The organism is Acidovorax sp. M2(2025) (assembly GCF_049330835.1).
Classification (GTDB): Bacteria; Pseudomonadota; Gammaproteobacteria; order Burkholderiales; family Burkholderiaceae_C; genus Acidovorax.
This window is the reverse complement of the sequence record NZ_CP186262.1, coordinates 2,222,160-2,244,481: the sequence shown is the minus strand read 5'-3', so window position 1 is coordinate 2,244,481 and position 22,322 is coordinate 2,222,160. Positions and strand designations below refer to the sequence as shown.

19 protein-coding genes and 1 tRNA gene are annotated in these 22,322 nt (G+C 61.2%); 9 read left to right on the top strand and 11 right to left on the bottom strand.

The annotated features are described in order from the left end of the window. Positions 1 to 16 precede the first annotated feature (16 nt). Positions 17 to 1,048 (bottom strand): microcin C ABC transporter permease YejB, encoded by a 1,032-nt coding sequence (locus ACOYR3_RS10400; protein ID WP_422846347.1) that lies wholly within the window; start codon positions 1,046 to 1,048, stop codon positions 17 to 19. Positions 1,049 to 1,093: 45 nt separating this feature from the next. Next, complete coding sequence (locus ACOYR3_RS10395; protein ID WP_422846346.1) at positions 1,094 to 2,899, bottom strand: extracellular solute-binding protein; 1,806 nt, start codon at positions 2,897 to 2,899, stop codon at positions 1,094 to 1,096. 72 nt (positions 2,900 to 2,971) lie between these two features. Between ACOYR3_RS10395 and fabI the strand changes: the two genes are divergently transcribed. Together fabI and ACOYR3_RS10385 are read left to right on the top strand one after the other, a co-directional pair. Further along, complete coding sequence (gene fabI, locus ACOYR3_RS10390) at positions 2,972 to 3,772, top strand: enoyl-ACP reductase FabI (protein ID WP_422846345.1); 801 nt, start codon at positions 2,972 to 2,974, stop codon at positions 3,770 to 3,772. A 6-nt stretch (positions 3,773 to 3,778) separates the two neighbouring features. Next, positions 3,779 to 4,708 (top strand): DNA ligase, encoded by a 930-nt coding sequence (locus tag ACOYR3_RS10385; RefSeq protein WP_422846344.1) that lies wholly within the window; start codon positions 3,779 to 3,781, stop codon positions 4,706 to 4,708. A gap of 157 nt (positions 4,709 to 4,865) precedes the next feature. On the opposite strand, the gene ACOYR3_RS10380 is transcribed toward ACOYR3_RS10385, so the two are convergent. Beyond that, the gene (locus ACOYR3_RS10380; RefSeq protein ID WP_422846343.1) at positions 4,866 to 7,238 is read right to left on the bottom strand and encodes an Orn/Lys/Arg decarboxylase N-terminal domain-containing protein; all 2,373 of its coding nucleotides are present in this window, start codon (positions 7,236 to 7,238) and stop codon (positions 4,866 to 4,868) included. Between the two features lie 146 nt (positions 7,239 to 7,384). Between ACOYR3_RS10380 and ACOYR3_RS10375 the strand changes: the two genes are divergently transcribed. From ACOYR3_RS10375 to ACOYR3_RS10360, 4 genes are all read left to right on the top strand, one after another. Next, the gene (locus ACOYR3_RS10375) at positions 7,385 to 7,810 is read left to right on the top strand and encodes an NfeD family protein (protein WP_422846342.1); all 426 of its coding nucleotides are present in this window, start codon (positions 7,385 to 7,387) and stop codon (positions 7,808 to 7,810) included. Positions 7,811 to 7,914: 104 nt separating this feature from the next. Beyond that, a complete protein-coding gene (locus ACOYR3_RS10370) occupies positions 7,915 to 8,844 on the top strand; it encodes an SPFH domain-containing protein (protein ID WP_422846341.1) in 930 nt (309 codons plus the stop codon). 179 nt (positions 8,845 to 9,023) lie between these two features. Then, on the top strand, positions 9,024 to 10,259 hold the full coding sequence (locus ACOYR3_RS10365) for a GGDEF domain-containing protein (RefSeq protein ID WP_422846340.1): 1,236 nt from the start codon (positions 9,024 to 9,026) through the stop codon (positions 10,257 to 10,259). A gap of 77 nt (positions 10,260 to 10,336) precedes the next feature. Further along, positions 10,337 to 10,426: transfer RNA gene (locus ACOYR3_RS10360), tRNA-Ser, on the top strand. 145 nt (positions 10,427 to 10,571) lie between these two features. Here the strand turns inward: ACOYR3_RS10360 and ACOYR3_RS10355 are convergent. The 4 genes from ACOYR3_RS10355 to ACOYR3_RS10340 all read right to left on the bottom strand — a co-directional run bounded on the left by ACOYR3_RS10355 (position 10,572) and on the right by ACOYR3_RS10340 (position 14,236). Continuing rightward, positions 10,572 to 11,837, bottom strand: coding sequence for a hypothetical protein (locus ACOYR3_RS10355; protein WP_422846339.1), 1,266 nt, complete (start codon positions 11,835 to 11,837; stop codon positions 10,572 to 10,574). Between the two features lie 165 nt (positions 11,838 to 12,002). Further along, complete coding sequence (locus ACOYR3_RS10350; RefSeq protein ID WP_422846338.1) at positions 12,003 to 12,572, bottom strand: hypothetical protein; 570 nt, start codon at positions 12,570 to 12,572, stop codon at positions 12,003 to 12,005. Positions 12,573 to 12,617: 45 nt separating this feature from the next. After that, complete coding sequence (locus tag ACOYR3_RS10345) at positions 12,618 to 12,944, bottom strand: type I restriction endonuclease subunit M (RefSeq protein WP_422846337.1); 327 nt, start codon at positions 12,942 to 12,944, stop codon at positions 12,618 to 12,620. A 560-nt stretch (positions 12,945 to 13,504) separates the two neighbouring features. Further along, complete coding sequence (locus ACOYR3_RS10340; RefSeq protein WP_422846336.1) at positions 13,505 to 14,236, bottom strand: hypothetical protein; 732 nt, start codon at positions 14,234 to 14,236, stop codon at positions 13,505 to 13,507. A 559-nt stretch (positions 14,237 to 14,795) separates the two neighbouring features. Here ACOYR3_RS10340 and ACOYR3_RS10335 point away from each other — a divergent pair. Beyond that, the gene (locus tag ACOYR3_RS10335) at positions 14,796 to 15,101 is read left to right on the top strand and encodes a helix-turn-helix transcriptional regulator (RefSeq protein ID WP_422846335.1); all 306 of its coding nucleotides are present in this window, start codon (positions 14,796 to 14,798) and stop codon (positions 15,099 to 15,101) included. Positions 15,102 to 15,371: 270 nt separating this feature from the next. Next, entirely contained in the window at positions 15,372 to 16,775 is a 1,404-nt protein-coding gene (locus tag ACOYR3_RS10330) for a hypothetical protein (RefSeq protein ID WP_422846334.1), read from the top strand. A gap of 109 nt (positions 16,776 to 16,884) precedes the next feature. On the opposite strand, the gene ACOYR3_RS10325 is transcribed toward ACOYR3_RS10330, so the two are convergent. Next, positions 16,885 to 17,193: a helix-turn-helix domain-containing protein gene (locus tag ACOYR3_RS10325; protein ID WP_422846568.1), complete on the bottom strand. Its 309-nt coding sequence runs from the start codon at positions 17,191 to 17,193 to the stop codon at positions 16,885 to 16,887. A 434-nt stretch (positions 17,194 to 17,627) separates the two neighbouring features. Between ACOYR3_RS10325 and ACOYR3_RS10320 the strand changes: the two genes are divergently transcribed. Beyond that, positions 17,628 to 19,223: a flagellin gene (locus tag ACOYR3_RS10320; RefSeq protein WP_422846333.1), complete on the top strand. Its 1,596-nt coding sequence runs from the start codon at positions 17,628 to 17,630 to the stop codon at positions 19,221 to 19,223. 130 nt (positions 19,224 to 19,353) lie between these two features. Here ACOYR3_RS10320 and ACOYR3_RS10315 read toward each other — a convergent pair whose 3' ends face one another. From ACOYR3_RS10315 to ACOYR3_RS10305, 3 genes are all read right to left on the bottom strand, one after another. Then, entirely contained in the window at positions 19,354 to 19,533 is a 180-nt protein-coding gene (locus ACOYR3_RS10315) for a DUF6527 family protein (protein ID WP_422846567.1), read from the bottom strand. Positions 19,534 to 19,682: 149 nt separating this feature from the next. Next, complete coding sequence (locus ACOYR3_RS10310; RefSeq protein ID WP_422846332.1) at positions 19,683 to 21,071, bottom strand: ThiF family adenylyltransferase; 1,389 nt, start codon at positions 21,069 to 21,071, stop codon at positions 19,683 to 19,685. Further along, the gene (locus ACOYR3_RS10305; protein WP_422846331.1) at positions 21,068 to 22,213 is read right to left on the bottom strand and encodes a multiubiquitin domain-containing protein; all 1,146 of its coding nucleotides are present in this window, start codon (positions 22,211 to 22,213) and stop codon (positions 21,068 to 21,070) included. Before ACOYR3_RS10305 ends, ACOYR3_RS10310 begins: the two co-directional genes overlap by 4 nt. Positions 22,214 to 22,322: the final 109 nt, after the last annotated feature.

The window sequence follows — 22,322 nt, the reverse complement described above, 5'->3', positions numbered from 1 at the left end:
GTGCTGATGGCCTCCGTCAATCGAACTTCACGCGCGGGTCCACCCACACGTAGCACAGGTCGCTGATCAGCTTGGTCACCAGCCCGATCAGCGTGAAGAGATACAGCGTGCCCAGCACCACGGGGTAGTCGCGCCGGATCACGCTGTCGTAGCTCAGGAGGCCCAGGCCGTCGAGGGAGAACAGGGTCTCGATGAGCAGCGAGCCCGTGAAGAACGCGCCGATGAAGGCCGCCGGAAACCCGGTGATGATGGGGATGAGCGCATTGCGGAACACATGCTTCCACAGCACCTGCCGCTCGGACAGCCCCTTGGCGCGGGCCGTGAGCACATACTGCTTGCGGATCTCTTCCAGGAACGCATTCTTGGTGAGCATGGCCGTCACGGCGAAGCTGCCCAGCACCATGGCCGTGACGGGCAAGGTGATGTGCCACAGGTAGTCCACGATGCGCGCGCCCCAGGTCAGGGTCTCCCAATGGGACGACGTGAGCCCGCGCAGCGGGAACCACTGCAGCTGCCCGCCAAAGATCACCAGCAACGCCACGCCCAGCACGAAGCCGGGGATAGCGTAGCCCACCAGGATGATCAGCGTGGTGACCATGTCGAAGCGCGAGCCCGCCCGCACCGCCTTGGCCACGCCCAGCGGCACGGCCACCAGGTAGCTGATGAAGAAGGTCCACAGCCCCAGGCTGATGGAGACAGGCAGCTTCTCCTTGACCAGGCTCCACACGTCCTTGTTCTGGAAGAAGCTCCTGCCCAGGTCGAAGCGGGCAAACTGGCCCAGCATCTGGAAGAAGCGCTCGTGCGCGGGCTTGTCAAAGCCGTACAGCGCCTTGATCTGCTCCAGCCGCTTGGGGTCCACGCCCTGGTCGCCGCGGTAGGCCATGCCCCCGGTCTCCAGCCCGCCCTTGCCGGCTGCCGTGCGCGCCTCGGCCAGGTACTGCTCCACCGGGCCACCGGGCACGAACTGGATCACGGCAAAGGTCACGAGCAGCACGCCCAGCAAGGTGGGCAGCATGAGCAGCAGGCGTTTGGCGATGTAGGCAAACATGTCAGAGATCCATGGCGCTGCGCGGCCATCCGGGGAGGTGCTGTTTCATTCTTTGGCCCACCACGAGAACATCAGCCATTCCTCGGCCCTGGCATAGGGGGGCATGGGTTCCTTGTAGGCCAGGCGCTGCTGGTTGTAGACCACGCGGTGCGAGGCCAGCGTCCACTGCGGGATGAGGTAGTGGCTGTGCATGATCACCCGGTCCAGCGCGCGGCAGGCGGGCAGCATCCCGGCCTGGCTCTTCGCACGGGTGAGCGCCGTGACCAGCGCGTCCACGGCCGGGCTGTTCACGCCCGCGTGGTTGCTGGAGCCCTCCACCTTCACGCCCTGGCTGCCGAACAGTTCCTTCATCGCCTGCCCGGGGTTGTAGGTGCCGGGGTAGGCCAGGCTGATCATGTCGTAGTCGAACTTGTCCAGCCGCTGCAGGTACAGCGCAAAGTCCACGGCGGTGAAACGCAGGGTGATGCCGAGCTTCTCCAGGTTGCGGATCCACGGCGTGACGGTGCGCGCGCCGCCCTCCTTGCTGTCCAGGTATTCGATCACCATGGCCTGGCCCTCGGCATTGCGCAGCGCGCCGTCGCGGTAGGTCCAGCCGGCCTCGGCCAGCAGCTCGCGCGCACGGCGCAGGTTGGCGCGCAGCGAATGGCCCTCTCCCTCGGTGGTGGGCGGCGTGTACATGGGGCCGAAAACGGCGTCGGGCACCTTGCCGCGCCAGGGGCCGAGCAGGGCCAGCTCTTCAGGCGAAGGGTTGCCCTGGGCCTCGCACTGGGTGTTGCCAAACAGGTCTTTCACGCGCGGATAGCCGCCATAGAACATCTGGCGGTTCATCCATTCGTAGTCGATGGCCAGGCCCAGTGCCTCGCGCACGCGCACGTCCTGCAGCAGCGGGCGGCGGGTGTTGAGCACATAGCTCTGGAAGCCCGCGGGCAGCTGGTGCTTCATGTCCTTCTTGACGAGCACGCCCTTCTTGAATAGCTTGCCGTCGATGCGGCGGGCCCAGTCGCCGGCCGAGTAGATGGTCATGAAGTCGAACTCGCCGGCCTTCATGGCCTCGAGCCGGGCGGTGTTGTCCTTGTAGATCTTGACGGTGATGCGGTCGAAGTTGAAGGCGCCCTTCACCACATTGAGGTTGCGGCCCCAGTACTGCGGGTCGCGCTGGTAGGTGATGTCGCGGCCGAAGCTCACCTCGCCAATGCGGTAGGGACCGCTGCCGATGGGCATGTCCGTCACGATGTCGTCAAAGCGCTTGGCCTTGCCGTCCGGCCCGCGCCCCCAGGACCGGCTGAACACGGGCACGCCGCCCACGGTGATCGGCAGTTCGCGGTTGGGCTGCTTGAAGCGAAAGCGCACGGTGCGCTTGTCCAGCACGTCCACCCCCGCCACCTCCTGCAGCAGCGTGGCGTAGCTGGGCGAGGCGTAGGGCCCGATCAGCGTCTCGTAGCTGTACTTGACGTCGGCGGCCTCCACCGGGTCGCCGTTGTGAAAGCGCGCCTCGGGCCGCAGGCGGAAGGTGGCGCTCAGGCGGTCGTCGGCCACCTGCACGTCCTCGGCCAGCAGGCCGTAGGCCGAGGCCGTCTCGTCCATGGAGCCGGTGAGCAGGGACTCGAAGATCAGGTCGCTCAGGTACGCCGGGGCCGAGCCCTTCATGGTGAAGGGGTTGTACTTGTCGAAGGTGGAGTAGCGCAGGTTGCTCACCATGCGCAGTTCGCCGCCCTTGGGGGCGTCGGGGTTCACGTAGTCGAAGTGCGCGAACCCGGGCGGGTACTTCAGGTCGCCCCACAGCGCATAGCCATGGGCGGCCCAGGCAGGAGCCGCGCACACCGCCAGCAGGAAAGTCAGCCAAAACCGCATGCGACAATTCTGCCCTACGTTGCACGCCCCACGCGGGTGCCGCATTCCACACCATTCCAAGGAGAACAACACATGGGTTTTCTGACCGGCAAGAAGCTGCTCATCACGGGCGTGCTGTCCAACCGTTCCATCGCCTACGGCATCGCCCGGGCCTGCCACCAGCAGGGCGCCGAGCTGGCGTTCAGCTATGTGGGCGAGCGCTTCAAGGACCGCATCACCGAGTTCGCCGCCGAATTCGACTCCACGCTGGTGTTCGACTGCGACGTGGCCAGCGATGAGCAGATCGACCGCATGTTTGCCGACCTGTCCAAGGCCTGGCCCAAATTCGACGGCTTCGTGCACAGCATCGGCTTTGCGCCGCGCGAGGCGATTGCCGGCAACTTCCTGGACGGCCTCTCGCGCGAGGGCTTCCGCATCGCCCACGACATCAGCGCCTACAGCTTCCCGGCCATGGCCAAGGCCGCCCTGCCCTACCTGAACGACAAGTCCTCGCTGCTGACCCTGTCGTACCTGGGCGCGCTGCGCTCCATCCCCAACTACAACACCATGGGCCTGGCCAAGGCCAGCCTGGAAGCCAGCGTGCGCTACCTGGCCGAGGCCGTGGGCCGCACCGAGGACGGCCGCAGCATGCGCGCCAACGGCATCAGCGCCGGCCCCATCAAGACCCTGGCGGCCAGCGGCATCAAGGACTTCGGCAAGCTGCTCTCGCGCGTGGCCGACGCCGCGCCCCTGCGCCGCAACGTGACCATCGAGGACGTGGGCAACGTGGCGGCCTTCCTGCTGTCGGACCTGGCCTCGGGCGTGACGGCCGAGATCACGTACGTGGACGGCGGCTTCAGCCAGACGGCCGGCCTGAGCGCCGATCAGGTTTAAGAGAAAATGGGCTCCAGCGCTTATCCAGCAAGCGCTGGAAGCTATCAATTTGATAGTTCCAGCCGCCGCGGCTGGATTTTTGTCAGTGCGAGTTGGCTGGCGGTCGCTGCCGCAGCGGGCCTGGGCGCAGCCCCCCGCGCCGCGCAAGCGGCCGAGCCCCCGGCGCTGCTGCTGGCCAATGTCTACCGCCCCGGCCTGCCCCTGGCGGACTACTGGGTGAGCGAGAAATACGACGGCGTGCGCGGCTTCTGGGACGGCCAGCACCTGCGCACGCGTGGCGGCGAAACCATCCAGGCCCCGCCCTGGTTCACGGCCGGCTGGCCCGCCACGCCCATGGACGGCGAGCTGTGGGCCGGCCGTGGCCGTTTTGCCCATGCCCAGTCCACCGTGCGCCAGCAGCGGCCCGACGACGCCGCGTGGCGGCAGATGCGCTTCATGGTGTTCGACCTGCCCGGCCACAGCGGCGCCTTTGACCAGCGCATTCCAGCCCTCGACACCCTGGTGGCAGGCATCGGCCAGCCCTGGGTGCAGGCGGTTGCGCAGCGCCGGGTGGCCTCGGACGCTGCCCTGCAAGCCCTGTTGCGGCGCACGGTGCGCGAAGGCGGCGAGGGGCTGATGCTGCACCGGGGCGCGTCGCTGTACCAGGCGGGCCGCAGCGACGATCTCGTCAAGCTCAAGCCCCACGAGGACGCCGAGGCCCGCGTGGTGGCCCACCTGCCCGGCCGGGGCAAACATGCGGGGCGCCTGGGCGCGCTGCTGGTGGAAATGCCGTCCGGCCAGCGCTTCAAGCTGGGCGCCGGCTTCAGCGATGCCGACCGCGCCCACCCGCCCGCCGTGGGCAGCTGGGTGACCTACCGCTTCCGCGGGACGCACGAGGGCGGCGTGCCGCGCTTTGCGAGCTTTGTGCGCGTGCGCGAGGACCCGCCGCCGCACTGACGGATCCGCTGGGCGGGGTCACGTCGCCCGATTTGCTATCAAAAATATAGCATCCAGCGCTTGCTACACCAGCCCTGGAATCCCATTCCATCAAAAATCCAGGTACAACACCGACCGCGCGGGCCGGGGCCGCACCAGCGGCGGCCTGCGCGGGCGCTCAGACGATGCGGCCGTAAGGGCCGTCGTCGCCCTGCTGCACCAGGTTCTCCGCAGTGGCCAGGGGCGACGGGTTCTTGCGCGTGGACCTATGGCCCTCGGCCACGCAGTCCGCGTAGTAGCGCACCTGCCCGTTCTCGTCCTCGACTTCCACCAGGCCGTGGATGTCGGTCTCGAAGCCGGGGCACAGCTTGGCAAACTCGCGCGCGAACTTGAGGTAGTCCACGATCTTCTTGTTGAATACCTCGCCCGGAATCAACAACGGAATGCCCGGCGGGTACGGCGTGACCAGGCCCACGGTGATGCGGCCCTCGAGCTGGTCGATCTCCACGCGCTCGGTCTGGCGGTGCGCGATGTGGGCGTATGCGTCGGATGGCTTCATGGCGGGCGTGAGGTCCGACAGGTACATCTCGGTCGTCAGGCGCGCGATGTCGTACTTGGCATACATCTCATGCACGTGCTGGCACAGGTCCTTCAGGCCCATGCGCTCGTAGCGCTTGTGCTGCTGGCAGAACTCCGGGAGGATGCGCCACATGGGCTGGTTCTTCTCGTAGTCGTCCTTGAACTGCTGCAGCGCCGTGAGCAGCGTGTTCCAGCGGCCCTTGGTGATGCCGATGGTGAACATGATGAAGAAGCTGTACAGGCCCGTCTTCTCCACCACCACGCCGTGCTCGGCGAGGTACTTGGTCACGATGGACGCGGGAATGCCGGTCTTGTCGAACTTGCCGTCCAGGTTCAGGCCCGGCGTGACGATGGTGGACTTGATCGGGTCCAGCATGTTGAAGCCGTCGGCCAGCTGGCCGAAGCCGTGCCACTTGCTACCGTTCTTCTTGCCCTTGCCATCGCTGCGGATGATCCAGTCCTCGGCACGGCCCAGGCCCTCGTCCACGAGCTTGTCCGGGCCCCACACCTTGAACCACCAGTCGTTCTTGCCGAAGTCGTCTTCCACCTGGCGCATGGCGCGGCGGAAGTCCAGCGCCTCCAGCAGGCTTTCCTCCACCAGCGCAGTGCCGCCGGGCGGCTCCATCATGGCGGCCGCCACGTCGCAGCTGGCGATGATGCTGTACTGCGGGCTGGTGCTGGTGTGCATCAGGTAGGACTCGTTGAAGAGGTGGCGGTCCAGCTTGGTGGTCTGCGAGTCCTGCACCAGCACGTGCGACGCCTGGCTGATGCCCGCCAGCAGCTTGTGGATGGACTGGGTGGCGTAGGTCACCGAGTGCTTGGGGCGCGTGCGCTTCTTGCCCATGGCGTGGTAGCTGCCATAGAACGGGTGGAACGCCGCGTGCGGCAGCCAGGCCTCGTCGAAGTGCAGGTTGTCCACGTAGCCATCGAGCATGCCCTTGATGGTCTCGGTGTTGTAGAGCACGCCGTCGTACGTGCTCTGCGTGAGCGTGAGCACGCGGGGCTTGACCTTCTTGGCGTCCACGCCCTTGAGCAAGGGATTGGCCTTGATCTTGGCCTGGATGGCCGAGGGCTCGAACTCGCTTTGCGGGATGGGCCCGATGATGCCGAAGTGGTTGCGGGTGGGCTTCATGAACACGGGAACCGCCCCGGTCATGATGATGCTGTGCAGGATGGACTTGTGGCAGTTGCGGTCCACCACCACGACGTCGCCCGGGGCCACGGTGTGGTGCCACACCATCTTGTTGGACGTGGACGTGCCGTTGGTCACGAAGAAGCAATGGTCGGCGTTGAAGATGCGCGCGGCGTTGCGCTCGGATTCGCCGATGGCGCCGTTGTGGTCCAGCAGCTGCCCCAGCTCTTCCACCGCGTTGCACACGTCGGCGCGCAGCATGTTCTCGCCGTAGAACTGGTGGTACATCTGTCCCACCGGGCTCTTGAGGAATGCCACGCCGCCCGAGTGGCCGGGGCAGTGCCAGCTGTAGGAGCCGTCTTCCGCGTAGTCGAGCAGCGCCTTGAAGAACGGCGGCTGCACGCTTTCCAGATAGCTCTTGGCCTCGCGGATGATGTGGCGCGCCACGAATTCGGGCGTGTCCTCGAACATGTGGATGAAGCCATGCAGCTCGCGCAGGATGTCGTTGGGCAGGTGGCGCGCCGTCTTGGTCTCGCCATGCACGTAGATGGGCACGTCCGCGTTCTTTCGGCGCACCTCGCCGATGAAGTTGCGCAGGCTCAGCACGATGGGGTCCAGCCCCTCGCCCAGGGTGAACTCCTCGTCGTCAATGGACAGGATGAACGCGCTGGCCCGGCTTTGCTGCTGCGCAAATTGTGACAAGTCGCCGTAGCTGGTGACCCCCACGACCTCGAACCCTTCGGACTCGATGGCCTGCGCCAGGGCGCGGATGCCCAGGCCGGAGGTGTTCTCGGAACGATAGTCTTCATCGATGATGATGATGGGAAAGCGAAACTTCATGCGCAGCCTCCGTGCAGCCGTGCCCTGCCCGGCAAAAATGGAAAGAGGCGCGAAGTGTAAGGAATAACGTTGACGCGCCTTTGAACCGCTGCGCTTTTGAACCAGAATGTGGTGCCACAAACACAACCACAACAAGGAGGTCGGGTATGGAGCAATCCACTGTCTGGTGGCTGGCCGCGGGGGCCTTGGTGGTGGCCGAGCTGACCACCGGCACCTTCTACCTGCTGATGGTGGCCGTCGGGCTGGTGGCGGGGGCCATTGCGGCCCACCTGGGCCTGTCCGCCCCGCTGCAGATCGTGGCTGCCGCCGTGGTGGGGGCCGGCCTGGTCGTCGGCCTGCACCAGATGAAAAGGCAGCGCCCCGGCGACCCTTCGCCCCGCGCGGACCGCAGCGTGAACCTGGACGTGGGCGAAACCGTGCTGATCGAAGCATGGAACGCCGATGGCACCAGCAGCGTGAAGTACCGCGGTACCACGTGGACGGCCATACACCGCCCGGGCATCACGCCCTCCGTCGGGATGCACCGCGTGGCGGAGCTGGTAGGCAACCGCCTGCTGGTCGACCCCGTGTAGCCGCCGCGCCACCCCGCCGCAGGCACGCCCGGCCGGCGGCCTTCGTGGCGGCCTTCTCCCTTCGCACAACCCCTTGCGTCGCACGCAATCTCCAAAGGTATTCCATGGACACAACCGTCATTGCCACCGTCCTCTTCATCATCTTCGTGGTGTTCGTGATCCGCTCGGTGAAGGTGGTGCCGCAGCAGAACGCCTGGGTCAAGGAGCGCCTGGGCAAGTACGCCGGCACGCTCTCGCCGGGCCTGAACTTTCTGGTGCCGTTCATCGACAAGGTGGCCTACAAGCACAGCCTCAAGGAAATCCCGCTGGATGTGCCCAGCCAGGTCTGCATCACCCGCGACAACACGCAGCTGCAGGTGGACGGCATCCTGTACTTCCAGGTCACCGACCCCATGCGCGCCAGCTATGGCTCCAGCAACTACATCATGGCCGTCACCCAGCTGGCGCAGACTTCCCTGCGCTCCGTCATCGGCAAGCTGGAGCTGGACAAGACCTTTGAAGAGCGCGACATGATCAACGCGCAGGTGGTGTCGGCCATCGACGAAGCCGCCCTGAACTGGGGCGTGAAGGTGCTGCGCTACGAGATCAAGGACCTCACGCCGCCCGCGGAAATCCTGCGCTCCATGCAGGCCCAGATCACGGCCGAACGTGAAAAGCGCGCGCTGATTGCCGCCTCCGAAGGCCGCCGCCAGGAGCAGATCAACATCGCCACCGGCGAACGCGAGGCGTTCATTGCGCGCTCGGAGGGCGAAAAGCAGGCCGTCATCAACAAGGCGCTGGGCGAGGCCGAATCCATCAAGGCCGTGGCCGAAGCCACGGCGCAAGCGATCGAGCGCGTGGCCGCCGCCATCCGCCAGCCGGGCGGCGAGCAGGCCGTGCAGCTCAAGGTGGCCGAAAAAGCCGTGGACGCCTACAGCCAGGTGGCCAGCGACGCCACCACCACGCTGATCGTGCCCAGCAACATGACCGAAGTGTCCGCGCTGATCGGCTCGGCCATGAAGATGGTGCAGGCCACGGGCACGGCCCGCAGCTGACGGCGGCAACGGCCGCCGGCTATTCCGGCCGCCGCAGGCTGCCGCCGCACGGTCCGCGCCGCGGGCCGTGCCCGAAGCCGAGCATCCGCACCGGGGCTTTTCCAGCGGCGGCCCCGCCCGCTGCAGATGGCCCGCTTCCGCCCCCCCTCTCCCCCCAAACCCTCCGCTGGCAAGACCCCATGGCCGCCACCCTCGTCGTCGGCATGCTCTGCGTGCACCTGTTGTGCTTCGGCGCAATGTTCCTGCTGATCAGTGCACGCCTGCAAGGCAAGAAGCTGGGCATGGAGGTGTTTGCCGTCGGTAATTTCCTGCTGGGCTCGGCGTACGTGCTGCAGCAGCTCGGCGGGCCGCCGGGGTGGGACGCCCTGAGCGTCGCCAACCACACCCTGACCCTCTGCGCCCCCGTTGTCTACTCGATCGGCGCCCTGCGGTTCTTCGGCCGGCCAACGCCCCTGTGGCGCCCCCTCATCACGCTCGCCCTGGCCTACACCGCGGCGCAGGTGGCCGTGCAGTGGGTGCTGGGCACGGCGGCCCGCTACGCCCTGCTATCGGGCCTTTCTGCCCTCCTCTTCCTGGCTATGGCAGCCGCCGTGGTCCAGGGCGCACGAACCTTTGCCAGGGACCTGCACGGGGAGATGTGCCTGTTCGCAGTGCTGATCGGCGGCCTCTGTGCGCTGAACGCGGCCAAGTTCGCCATCATCCTCCAGGGAGGGCTGCCGGCCCTGGACATGGGCAGCCGGTTCCAGACCGTGTTCTACCTGTACATGTCCTTTCTGGCCACCGTGCTCGCGCCCTCCATCATCTGGCTGGTGCTGCGCCGCCTCACCGACGAACTGCGCGCCATGGCCGCCCGCGACCCGCTCACCCAGCTGCTGAACCGGCGCGGGCTGCTGGAGGGGCTGGAAGCCCACTTCCGCTCACGCACCGCAGGCCCCGCACACCTCCTGATCGCAGACATTGACCACTTCAAACACATCAACGACACCTACGGCCACCAAGTGGGCGACGCCGTCCTCTGCCACGTGGCCGACGTACTCAAGGGCCTCATCCGCCAGGGGGACCTGGCCAGCCGCGTGGGCGGCGAAGAGTTCGTGCTGGTCTGCCTGGATACCGACACGGCCGGTGCCCTGCGCCTGGCCGAGCGCGCCCGCACGGCCATCGAGCGCAGCAACGCCATCGTGCCCCTCGGCACCCGCCCGCAAGCCCCCATCCGCTGCACCGTGACCATCGGCCTCTCGGAAGGCTTTGCGAGCGCGCAGGAACTCGACCACGCCATGCACGAAGCCGACGCCGCCCTGTACCGCGGCAAGACCGCCGGGCGCAACCGGATCGAGCAAGCCGGCAGCCATCGCGTCCCAGCCGCCGCCTCCGACTCGGAACCAAGCCCGGCGCCCACCTCGCCCGCAGTGCCCTGACGCGGCACCCGGCGACAGCAAGTCTTCTTCATCCCAGCGGCAACACCTCAAATTCGCGTGCTACAATTTGAGGCTCAGGAGAGGTGGATGAGCGGTTTAAGTCGCACGCCTGGAAAGCGTGTGTGGGCTAATCCCCACCGCGGGTTCGAATCCCGCCCTCTCCGCCAGATATGGCTCTAAGTTGTTGATTTTCAAAGACTTTTAGCAAAATCATCAAACCGTTATACGGCTGGTTATACGGTTGCTTTCAGCCAGTTTTGGCTCAGAAAGCGGCACACCCACCAGCCTGAAGAAGTTCTAGCGCCCCTGGCCCTAGAACTTTTTTTCATTGGTGGCTTCCCTTTTTGCATCAATGCCCACCAAACTGCTGCCTATGGCCGGCGTACCAAGCGGCTTCCCCGCCAGCGCCACCATGCCGCACATCAGCAGCCAGTGTTCGGTCGCTTTGAGTGCCGTCTCCAGCGCCCAGCGCTTCACGTCGGCCACTGGCATATCTCTGGGCACCCAAACCGCTTCATCCCAGTGCCATGTCGCCAGCCATGTGGCTTGGGCTCTTACATATCGCAGCTGCGGCGCCTGGTGGCCGGCCACCTCAAACCGCTCGGCAATGGCCGCTTGATGCACCGCAGACAGCCGCCCCTCCCCCTGAATCTCCAGCCACAGGCCCAAGCCTTGCGCCCAGCTTCTTTGGCGCAGTCGCAGCGCTGTGACCACGGGCGCGTTGGCTTGCAGTTCCCTCGCCTGCGGCTCCAGCACCACGCCAGCGTCGCCGTAACGCAATGCCGACCTTGGTGACAACTCAACACGCCATTCGTCGCTACTCGCGGCGGCGCTTGTTTCTTGGGCTACATGCACCTGCAACGCATCGGCCATACACTGCCACCACAGCACTCGCAGGCCCGACGCATCGTCAATGCCCATCGCTGCCCGCTCCCAATGGGCTACTTGCCGGGCCAGCACCCTTTGCGGCACCCCCATTGCCTCTGCCGCATCCCGAAACGCCAGCATGGCAGGCCCCTCGCTGACCGAATGCCCCAGCGCCCTGCGGGCAAACCGCAACACCCAGGCGTGGTCGGTACGCCCCGACTTGGCTTGCCACAACAGCACCACCGCCACCGCGCCCAGCGTATCGAGCGATTCGCGCAAGGCTTCTTCAAACCCGGCCGTGCCCATCCATGCATGCCACTGCCCCAGCTCGGTGATGTCATACGCCGCCATGAACCACACCAGCACGCGCAGCGCACGCACATGCTCCTGGGCCTCCACACCCCACAGCAAGCGCGCCACTTCGCCATCGCCTTCGTCGCTTTGCGGGTACTGTTCCAGCAAGGCTTGCAGATCCCGCCAGGACGCCAAGCCCAGGCGGTGACGGGCGTGTTTGCAGAAATACCGCACTGCAGCAATGCGCTGGGGTTGCGCGGGCGGGGTGTGAAGCGCCGTGTCCATCACCTCCAGCACCAGCTGCGCCGCACCATCACCGGCTGCGTGGGGAGATACCAGCCCAGGCAGGGGCGGCAACTCCAACAGCGCCGTGAGCAACCGCTCCAGCGGTGGGGGCGTCAAGGAATCGTCGGTCATAACAAAGCACCTCCAAACAAAACAACGCAAAACCGCCCCCCCGCCCGCCCTGCACCCATGCAGCAGCGGCACTGAGCTGTGAGCCCAGCGCTGCGGAAAGCGGAAGTTCAGGAAGAAGAAAAACAGGAAAACGAGCGAAGCTGAACGACAAAGCTGCCGAACGGCCTACTCGCCCTCTTGCGCCTGCACCACAGGCGACAGCACCAACACCGCGTCGATGTTCACGCGCTCACTGAGCGTGGCCACCACACGCCGTGGCTGCTTGCTCGCCCAGCCGGTCAGCATGGCGTTCCAGGGCACCAGCGGTATCGGGGCCATGGCCGGGTCCAGCACCAGCAAGTCGGCGGGTTCCTCCGCCTCGAAGCGCAAGCCCACCGCCAGCACCCAGTGCATGTAGCGCTCCGTAGAAAAGCACACCAAGCACAGCTTTCCGTCTGCCAGGGCATCCAAGGTGCGTTCCGCCACGCGCGAGCGCAATTCCTTGCAGTGCACCTGCTCGGCATAGGGGGCCAGCTGCTGCTGCAGCTCTTGAACCTCGCAGCCATCGAAGTAGTAGCGCTGCGCCACTTTGCGCAGCGCTTGCAAGCGCATGTCGCGGGTGTCCCAAATCAGCGCATTGCGCCGCACTTGGCCTAACACCATCAATGCCATCAAAACGCAGTGGTAGCCACAAGTGGCATCCACCTCCCCCTGGCGCACGTGCAGCCGCTGGTTGCCCACCATGGGGCCATGCATGCCAGCGCTAATGCGGGGGTGGCAATGGTAGGAATGCAGCATTGCTCAGTATTCCTCCGGCAGCAGCAAGGTCGTCGAGCGCCGGTCGGCCTCCGTGATGATCCACAGCCGGTGGTTCGGCGGGATGTCATAGGCCGACAGCAAACGGCTGCCGTAAGTGAGCGCCGCAGCGTTCGCTTCCTTGTCCTCCTGGCACAGGTCACCCCAATCCCCCGCGACGTGGCGCAGTACGAACGGCAGCGGTGCCAACTGCAGTGCTTCGAGCATGTCGATTGCACCGGGGGTGATCAGTACGGTACCCAAGCTGAACAAGGGCGTGCGTTGTTGTTCGTAACGCGCGCATGCGGCGGCCTGACCAGGCGAAGAGGTCATGGGAAAGCTCCTGAGTAGAAATGGAGAAAGGGAAAGGGGAACGAGGCGCTGTGCCGAGTGCCAGCACCGAACCACGCAAACCGCGAAGCACAGTGCGGCAATGCACTCAACGCCTTCCGCCACCGGCCCTGGCGATACGCCACCGCACAGCCAGCACCTCCGCAATGAAACGGCCACGGCCATGGCCGCGCCACGCGCGCGGCCATGGCGAAAGCCGCGCGCAAGCTACCGTGCCGTCACGGCACGAGGGGAGTCAAGCTGGGGGGGGTAAACGACCTGGGAATACAGGCGAATGCGGGAAGCTGATATTGATTTTTTGACAAACTACCAAAAAAAGTCGATTGAAAAATCAAAATAAACTTATGCTGGCATTATATCACAGCACCGGCATTGTTGATTTTGTGCAAATGCCAGAATATTGCGGAAGTAAATTACACGGCATTTTCAATGCAAATGAAATTTCGATTAACTCAATAACCCAATGCAAAATGCTTATTGCCTGATTTTACGGAGGCTTGAATTGCGATGACTGCATCACCCTCTCAGCACACTGCGACCCATCATTTCGCTTTTGTCTCGACAAATTCAGAGACGCCTCTAATAAACATACTCTCCTTCGTTTGCGTTCCAATTTTTCTTGAAATCTCACGATAAAGATCTTTTCTATTGCCGCTGTACTTATGGCGGGCATCTTTCCCTCTGGATTTTGCAAGCCCTGCAATTTTTCCAGACGCAACGGCCTTGTCTACATCTATTTTGATATTCTCAAGATTATGCCTCCCGACAATATCAACAACACTTTTCTTTTTATTATTCTTTACTAGCGGCCTGGAAATTAGCGGCTCAATCAATTCAATTTTACTTTCAATCTCATCTTTTGATGGAAATCCACCCAGCAGGAACACGTCAATAGGGATTGATTTACTGCCAATAGTCTTATTGCCGCCAGAAAGCAAAACCTCAAAATACCTAGCGCCACTCGACTTCCTCCACGAGGTGTAATGCTCAATAAAGTAGCCTTTATTCAGCACGCCACGCAGAACGAGGTAAAACCAGATTCTGTACCAAAATATTTTATGAAGACTTGTTTTTAAATTAATAGATGGCGATTCATTGGCCAGGATTTTCTGAACGCTTCTTCTTGCTTCAAGATCCTCCCTTGATTCCCTTGCAATGGGTTTTGATGCAATCTTATGCATCGCCAATACCTCATTCAAGCTATCAGGGATTTGTTTCTTTTGTGGTTTAACTTCGGGGTCAGCAGAAATAGGATTGGGCTTTTCATGTTTCAAGATCAATTGAATGAAAAACTCATACGTCCAATCGGACCTCAAATTGGATGCTGACTCTAATAGTCTCATTTTCATAGCGATTAATTGGTTGGTTGATTGTATTTTCAGGAACTGCGCTTTTACCCATCTATTCGATCGCCGCCACAGGCATCGCTTCATTCAGAAAACGACTCTCCAAGCGAGTGACGTCGCTCTGCACGAGTCGCTAGTTCTGGCGGCGTCAGCGGCACCTCCTTCTCCATTTTTCTTGTACTCCAGCACGGCACGGTTGCCCACTTTTCCACCTGGGCAGCTTTGCGCACTCACCCTCATTGCTCCACTTTCCACTCCGAGATTTTAGAGCGAATTTCTACCATTGCCACTTTCCACTCGAGTGCGTGTGCTGCGTCGCGCACTGTCAGATCAATCGTTGCTCGGCGCACAGCGAATGGGCCGCAAAGCAAGCATTGGTGCGGGTTTGCAGGGATCTGAACAACATTCTGAAAAAAACTGTGAACACCGATGGCTGGGCACAGCGCACGTCGCGCTGTTGTCCGTAGCACATACCTGGAGTAGATCCATGAATGAAAAGCTGCAAGCCGTCACGCTCAACAACGACAAGGTGGCGCGCAAGCGCAAAGAAGCGCGTCTCACCCTTCCCGATCCCTTACGCAACTTCAACGGCCTTCCCGATGAGGCCTATGTCCGCCTGCCCGTGGTGCTGATGCTGTTGGGGGTATCCCGTGCCACGGTTTGGCGTTTGTGCAAATCCGGCGCTTTGCCAGCTCCTAAAAAGCTGGGCAGCCGTATTGCCGTTTGGAGCGTTCAGGATTTGCGCAAAGTTCTGAATTCAGGCTCGCTTTGGACGCCATCTGCGTCGGCATAAATCCACGATTTATCAAGCGCGCCTCCCATCAAAAAAATCCCTATTAATGCCAAAAAACCGCTAGAAATTGGCGATTTTTGGACGAATTGCTGGAGTAGGCGCGCAGCTCGAATGCACTGTTTTGTAGTAATTGATTAGCTATGACCAAGCAATAGTTGAACAGCTAAAACTAACCAATCCTGTAAACCAATCAAGTGGCCAAATGGCAAAGCAATGAAGTGTCGAGCATATGAGTAGCGCAACACTGCACTGGTCATCACGGACACGCCCATGAAAAGCCAACTGGTCACGCATCAACACTTAAGAAAGAATTTTATGTCCGACTCACAAAAACTGATCATCCGCCTTCCAAAAGTTCTTCCTGAGCATGGGCCCATCCTGTTTCCCGCAAAGTACTTAATCGTCATTGATGAGAAGAGTGTTCTGACCCTCAAACCCGTGGATGATCATATTTGTGGACTGACCACTGCCAACAACAAGATTTCAGCGATTACCAATGCGGTGCATGAGGTGTGTGCCTATGTTTTTTCGCAAAATCACCCAGCAGCTCTGGTTGGGAGCAATGTGATCGTTCACAACCTCGTACATTATTCTGTGCCTACCTGTGTCTATATGCTGCAACGCTTATTGATTAAGAAGGGGGTAAGCCCGAGCTATGTGAATACCATCGGGGTGGAGCACTGTAGCTTTCAGGAGATCACGCTAACCTTCTGTTTGCAGTATGAGTCTGCGACACAGGCGAAAAATCTTCTGAAAAAACTCAAGCGCTACGCAGGAATTGTTTTGAAGTCACCGCGTAGCCAATCCGAAAAGGCATCGAAAAAGGTCGGCTTTGCAGGCTCCGGAGATAGTGAGTCGTGGTATATCAATAAGACGGATCATCGCTCAACGCGGTTCTATATCAAGGATCGAAATCAGGCTGGCACATATTCTTCTTTCGAGTCCCCTGAGGTGGCGAATAAAATCTACACGTTGGGACAGAAGCTGCTCCGTATTGAGATCACGCTGAACTCCCACTACCTGATTTCCAACGGGCTCGATGACCCTCAGGCATGGCGGGGTGCCAAGGGGGAAGCAATCTACGAACGTGAGTTCAACTGGCTGCGCCAGTTGTTGAAGGTGGACGTGGACTATCGGGTCAACAAGCCTCAAAAGCGCCATATGGATGGGTTGGGTGAGCGCGAACAGTCAGTGCTCGACTGGTATCTGAAGGGCAAGCCGGTGAATCGGCACTCGAAGCTCCAGTCAGGCGAGTGGAAGAAGTCGCCGATCAAGCGCCGCATTCAGGAGCGCCTTCGCATCGACATTGACATTCCTTGGAAGGAGCACTGCCGCATGGCGATCCCTGGGCTCAGCGGGTTGTTGTCGCTCGATCGGCTGGTTGTGCCCCCAGCGGAGTTGCGTGATCACTGCCATGTGTTGTCGACGGTCAAGCGCAAGAATCGTGAGCTGAAAGAATTGGCGAAGGCGGAGATCGCTGCGGCCGAAGCAAAGCTTGCGATGCAAGCACGCGCCAAGGGCAAGCGTGGCGTTGCCTCTCGCGCTGCGGCATCTGCAGATTCGTCTGTGCTGCAGGTGCTTCTTGCAGCGCTGCGGGAGAAGGGGGTGGAACTGTGTTTTTCCACGGGCGCGGGCGACGGAACGACGGCCGATATCTCTGATTTGATGGGGTAGTGTTTGCAGCCCTGTGGCTCGGTTTTTCCGAGCCACAGGGCTCAGGCTTTGGCATCGTTAGCCCTGATGTTGTTGGGCAACGTGGTGGCTCAGCCTCGTCCGCGCATTCCTAAACCGCCAACACCTTCAGAGCATCGTTGCGCGCAGTCGCGTTAGCCTTCTTGTACAAGAGCAGCAGCTCTGCAATGTCATCATCCTCATCCGCAAAGAAAAACGCCACAGGTACATCTAGCACCTTGGCCAATTTGCGCACGGTAAGCAAGTCGGGGCGGTGGATGCCCAGTTCGTAACGGTTGATTCGCGTGCTCGCCACGAAGGCATCAATTCCAGCCTCGATCCCCAGCATTTTTTGAGACAGCCCAGCATTGAGCCTGGCTTGCTTGAGCCTTGCTCCCCACCGTTGATCTGCCTCTGACATCTCTCGTCCCATAGGACTACGAGAGTCGTAGTTATGTGGTTCTGTCGATACTACGAGTTACGTTGCATCGGCTGCAAATCCTGACGATGAATGCCGCCTGCGCCTCTCCCGTAGCTCCCTATGGGTTGCTGAGCTCAACGACGTGCAGCAAGCGTTAGCGCCATTACGCCAATCTCACACCACTCCCACGGACACCCCTCAAAGCTACGAATTACGTAGCTATTCACCGCTACTTCCCGCCTTTGATGGCGGTCTATCTGCATATTCTCAGATGCTACGATTTACGTAGCTTTCAACGACGGTCGAGGCGGCCTATCGCAGCAGGAGGGAGCATCAATGACGGGGAGGCAGACTTCGAGTGGGCAGAGGAATGCACTCAACGGCGTTGGTGCCGTAAGGACCGTTGCGGCATGGATTGAAGCAGCGGGAGTGGCATGGCACTGACCATTTCCACCAACGTTCCGTCGCTGAACGCGCAGCGCAACTTGAGTGCGAACCAGGCAGGCTTGGCAACCACCATGCAGCGCCTGTCTTCGGGCCTGCGCGTCAATACGGCCAAGGACGATGCGGCGGGCTTGGCCATCAGTGAACGCATGCTCACGCAGGCCAAGGGCATGGACGCCGCTAAACGCAACGCCAACGATGGCATCTCGCTGGCCCAGGTAGCAGAAGGCTCAATTCAGCAGATGACCAACATCCTGCAACGTGGCCGCGAGTTGGCTGTGCAAGCGGCCAACGGCACCAACTCTCGGAGTGACAGACAAGCCCTGTTCGCCGAGTACTCGCAGCTGCTGCAAGAGTTTGAGCGTATGTCGCAAACGGCTAACTTCAACGGCCATAAGCTCTTGGACGGAAGCTTCACCGCGCAGACGTTCCAGGTGGGAGCCAACGCTGGGCAGACAATTGATGTGTCAGTGCCTGCGTTGAAAGCAAATACCTTGGGTTTTCACAGCGTATCTACGTCTTTGACGGGGAACACAGGAGACCTGGATTGGCCGCGCTTCCAAGATTTTGGCAGAAGCGGCTTCAACAATTGGATGACCTCCATCGCAACGGGTGCCACCGGCAGGAAGTTGGAGATTCAGGGACAGGAGCTGTCAATTGACGGCGTGTGGAATGTCGGACAGGTAGCAAGGCTCATCAACAGCCAAGAATTTGTGCCGGAAATCCAGGCAAACGCCGAAGCGAGCCTGTCCTTCTCTGCGCTGCCCAATTTCTCAGGTCAGATCACCTTGCGCTTGGTCGCAGGCGAGGATTACAGCAAGGCGCAGTCAGTGTCATTCGCCTGGGATGGGTCACCGAATGCTGCATTGGACGCAATGGAGGCCATCAATCGAGCAGCTGGCGTGACGGGCGTGCGGGCAGAGAACTTCTTCTTGGATCGAGGACGGCCGTTTTTCAGGCTGGTCAACACTGAAGGCGAAAACCTTCACATCATGAATGACACCAACCCTGCCGCAGATATCGTTTTGGCGGATTTGGGGTGGGAGGAGACTGGCGAAACGGGATTTGTGGGTTGGACCTCTCCCTCTACATTTCCCAGCACGCTTGGCACTGGCGTCTTCGGTACTGATGATGCTTACGCTATCAGCGCCCTGGAACTTGTGTCCGATGGTGCCTTCACCTTCAAGGGAGATTCCAAAGTTGAATACGATGTTGACGGTAACGAGACGCGCACGGGGCTGATACGCGGAAACCCGATCAAGCGAGTAGCACTGGACGATGTCTCTTTTGCTTCAACCAGAAAAGCAAACGAGGCACTGCAGGTTTTTGATGCTGCCATCAATCGCGTCAGCAGCGTAAGGGCGCAACTTGGTGCTGTGCAGTCGCGCTTTGAAGCCACGATTGCCAACTTGGACATCTCGTCAGAGAACACCGCTGCCGCGCACGCGCGCATCGTCGATGCCGACTTTGCCCAAGAGACGGCGCAACTGGCCCGCCAGCAAATCTTGCAAAACGCGGGCACTGCTATGGTGGCACAAGCCAATGCGGTACCAGAGCAGGTGCTGACCCTGCTGAAGGGCGTCTGAGCTAGCAGTTCAGGTCGTTGAACGTAAGCGGCTGGACATTCCACGAAGGAACCATCAAAGGAACCATGACTTAGTTGAGGCATGTTTGCAACGGGCCCATCCATGGCACACACCGCACAGCGTGAGCTTCTCACACCCACACCACTTTGCCGCCCCTTACAAAGTAGTGTGCGCGACATCCCTCGCTCCGCCAGACAGAGGGTGAAAGCGTGGGGTGGCCGTCCGAGTCGACCTGAAGTGACCAACGAGGACGGGCCTCACGAATCAGCGGAAGCTCCACTGGTTGGCCGCAGCCGCAAGGGCAACGCATCATGACCGACCATGATTCCCCACCTTCACGCAGCAACACCAAATCTCTTGACGGCAATTGATCAGGCGGCAACTCGCCCCGCACATCAATCACTTTTCGAGGACCAGCCCACCACTCAGTCAGCCTGAGCCAGGCAATCTTCAGCTTGCTCATTCGCGCTCCTGCGGACCAAGCACCGGCAGTCCCAGCAACGGCTCCGTGGCACCGATCCCCAGCAACGGGGTTGATTTCACCGGGAAAGCCGATTCGGTCTCATGCTCTTCAAATGCCTCTGCGAGCATGAAGCGCGTGCGTGCGAAGCTGCAGTTTGGCTGTTGCCGAAATGGGTATGCCCTGGCGATGAACTCCATGACGCATGCGCTTGAGGCGCGCATGTTGAGCGTAATCACCGAAGGGCCTTGTTCGGGCATGCCATCGATGTAACCTGCCTTGACTTGCTCGGCATGTGCCGCTGGGTCTGCCTCCTCAAGGGCCTCAGCATGCAGAGTTGCGGCGGTGTAAACACCGCGATCAGCCAAGCTGCTTCCACCAGGGAACACGTAGTCCACACGCCCAGTGACTTCTGCAATCGCCAGTCCGTGCGGTGTAGCACGAGTGGGGATGGCCACACCCACGTCGATCAATGGCAGCAGGAATGCCGCAGCCAGGCGGTCTGCCACCATCCGTGCGCGAAGCTTGTCGACACAACAAAAGACGACATCTGCTTGAGCCGCCGCCATCACCGCACGCCGGGTCATCACATCAGCGTCCACTGGCGAGAAAAAGGGTTCTGCCCGCAAGAGGTTGATGCGATCAGCAAACACGTGGACTTTGATCTTCGCGCCTTGTGCATCAGCCAGGGTGGTGTTCAGTATCCGGTTGAGGTTCTTCTCTTCAACGTGATCATGGTCGATGCCGATCACACGTCCGAAACCCAGTCGACACACCTGCTCAGCCGTCACGGAGCCCGTGCCAGAAACACCAATGACGCAGGCGGTCAAACGCCCAAGCTCCTTGCTCATCTCGGGGGTGAACGCCATTGGGCGCGATGCCGGGGCAGCAATCTGTTCACGCCACCAGAAGCTCAGGTCATCCCCCGCCACCGACACAAGGTCGACCGATGTCACTTGGCCGTTTCGGCTGTACATGCGCGCCAAGATACGACCATCAGGCAGCATTACGGCTGACCCATGATCCGCCGCGACCGCGGCCTGAAGGCACGGGATGACCTCCGAGTCACTCTCATCGTCGACCCGAGAAAAGTCCGGGTAGCCCGTTGGATGGGAATGCAGCAGGATGATGCTCAACCCAGCAGGTTCCGCCAGATCAACTGCTGCCTCGATGTACTCGCCAGGCCAAGTCAGAGCGTTTTCCGTACGGCGGCTGCAGGCTTGATGCGGCACCAGAACAAGGTCTTTCACCAACAGCCGCACACGCGGTTCGGGTACACGTGTGCACACCAATACGGCGGCGGCCTCCTTGCCATCACCGGGGAACAGGTGAGCCAACAACTGTCGGTGAGCTGCCTGCGTCAGACTCAGCGTGATTGCGGGCGTCATGCGCCCAGCTCCTTGAGCATGCAAGATTCAACCAAAGCCAGCTGGGTCTGCACGCAGTCTGAGTTCGGATCCCATGCACTCGCCCCATTGCGGTGGCGCGACCATCCCTGAAAAGTCGCCCCCTTGATGGTTGCCCGCACTTGGGTGCTGGGAACCTCCTGGCCGTTGGCCAGTGAGACAAGCGGCAGGAAATAGAACATATCGATCTGGGCGGCTGGATAGTCCAGCACGATCTCCAGGGCCAATTGGGCCTTGGATTGCGAGAAGCCCTCCAGCAGGGGGTAGTCATGGATGAGCAACCAGCGTCGCGTGGCGCCGGCGGCTGCATCGTGCTCGATCACGGTTTCCCATTTGAGGCCGAGGGCATCCAGGTACTGGTGATCCTTGGGCAGAAGCTGAAAGGCACGGGTAGGCGCAAGTGAAGCGCATTCCCCGTTGTTGACGTCTCGCAGCATGAGCCTGATCTTCTCAATTCCCGGCTGGCGCAAGTCCACGACATAGTCGCTCGTAATCTCCTGCTTTTGCTGGCCATGCACGATCAAGTAGATGTGCCACGACTTGTTCGGGTCGTAGCCAGCTCGCGCCATGGCGTCTGCCACCTTGACCTCTGGCTGGGTGTACTCCAACAAGACCCCCTGGATCGACAAGGTCCAGACCTGAGGCTTGATCCGCGACTTGAACGTCTCAACGCCGGGGAGAGTCAGGTCAACACGCTCGTTGACGGCGACCTCCACTGTGTCTTGCGGACCGATCAACTCGATCACCGTCTGAGGGTGGTTCCCCGCAAGCATTCGCAGCAGCGCCCCAGAGATGAAGCGATGTGGCCACTCATACTGCTTGCCATCGATGGTGAAGCGGTAAACCCGATCGCCCGAGGAAATCACGAACGTGTTCCCCTGCGCCAAGTTGATGCGCTCATCGAGCCGGATGCTCTCCATTCCTCCGCCGTGCAGCAACTGCAGCACGATCTGATCAGGGGAAGTAGGATGCCCCACCAAAGAGAGAAGGTGTTCCCCAAGCGCCTCATGCGCGTTGGGCGGGGTACAAACGCGCACGGTGCACAGCTCATCGCTGATCAGGTGCAGTTCATGGGTGCCGATTTCATGTTGGCTGTTCGCCGTAGGCTGGTTTTGGGCGCTCATTGCAGTGTCCTTTCTTTCTGCTTAAATGAATCTGTTTAACTTCGCCCGCAACAACACTGCCGTGGACTTGGCGTGAAGACTACCACCAAGTTCTGTTTAAAGCAAGCTG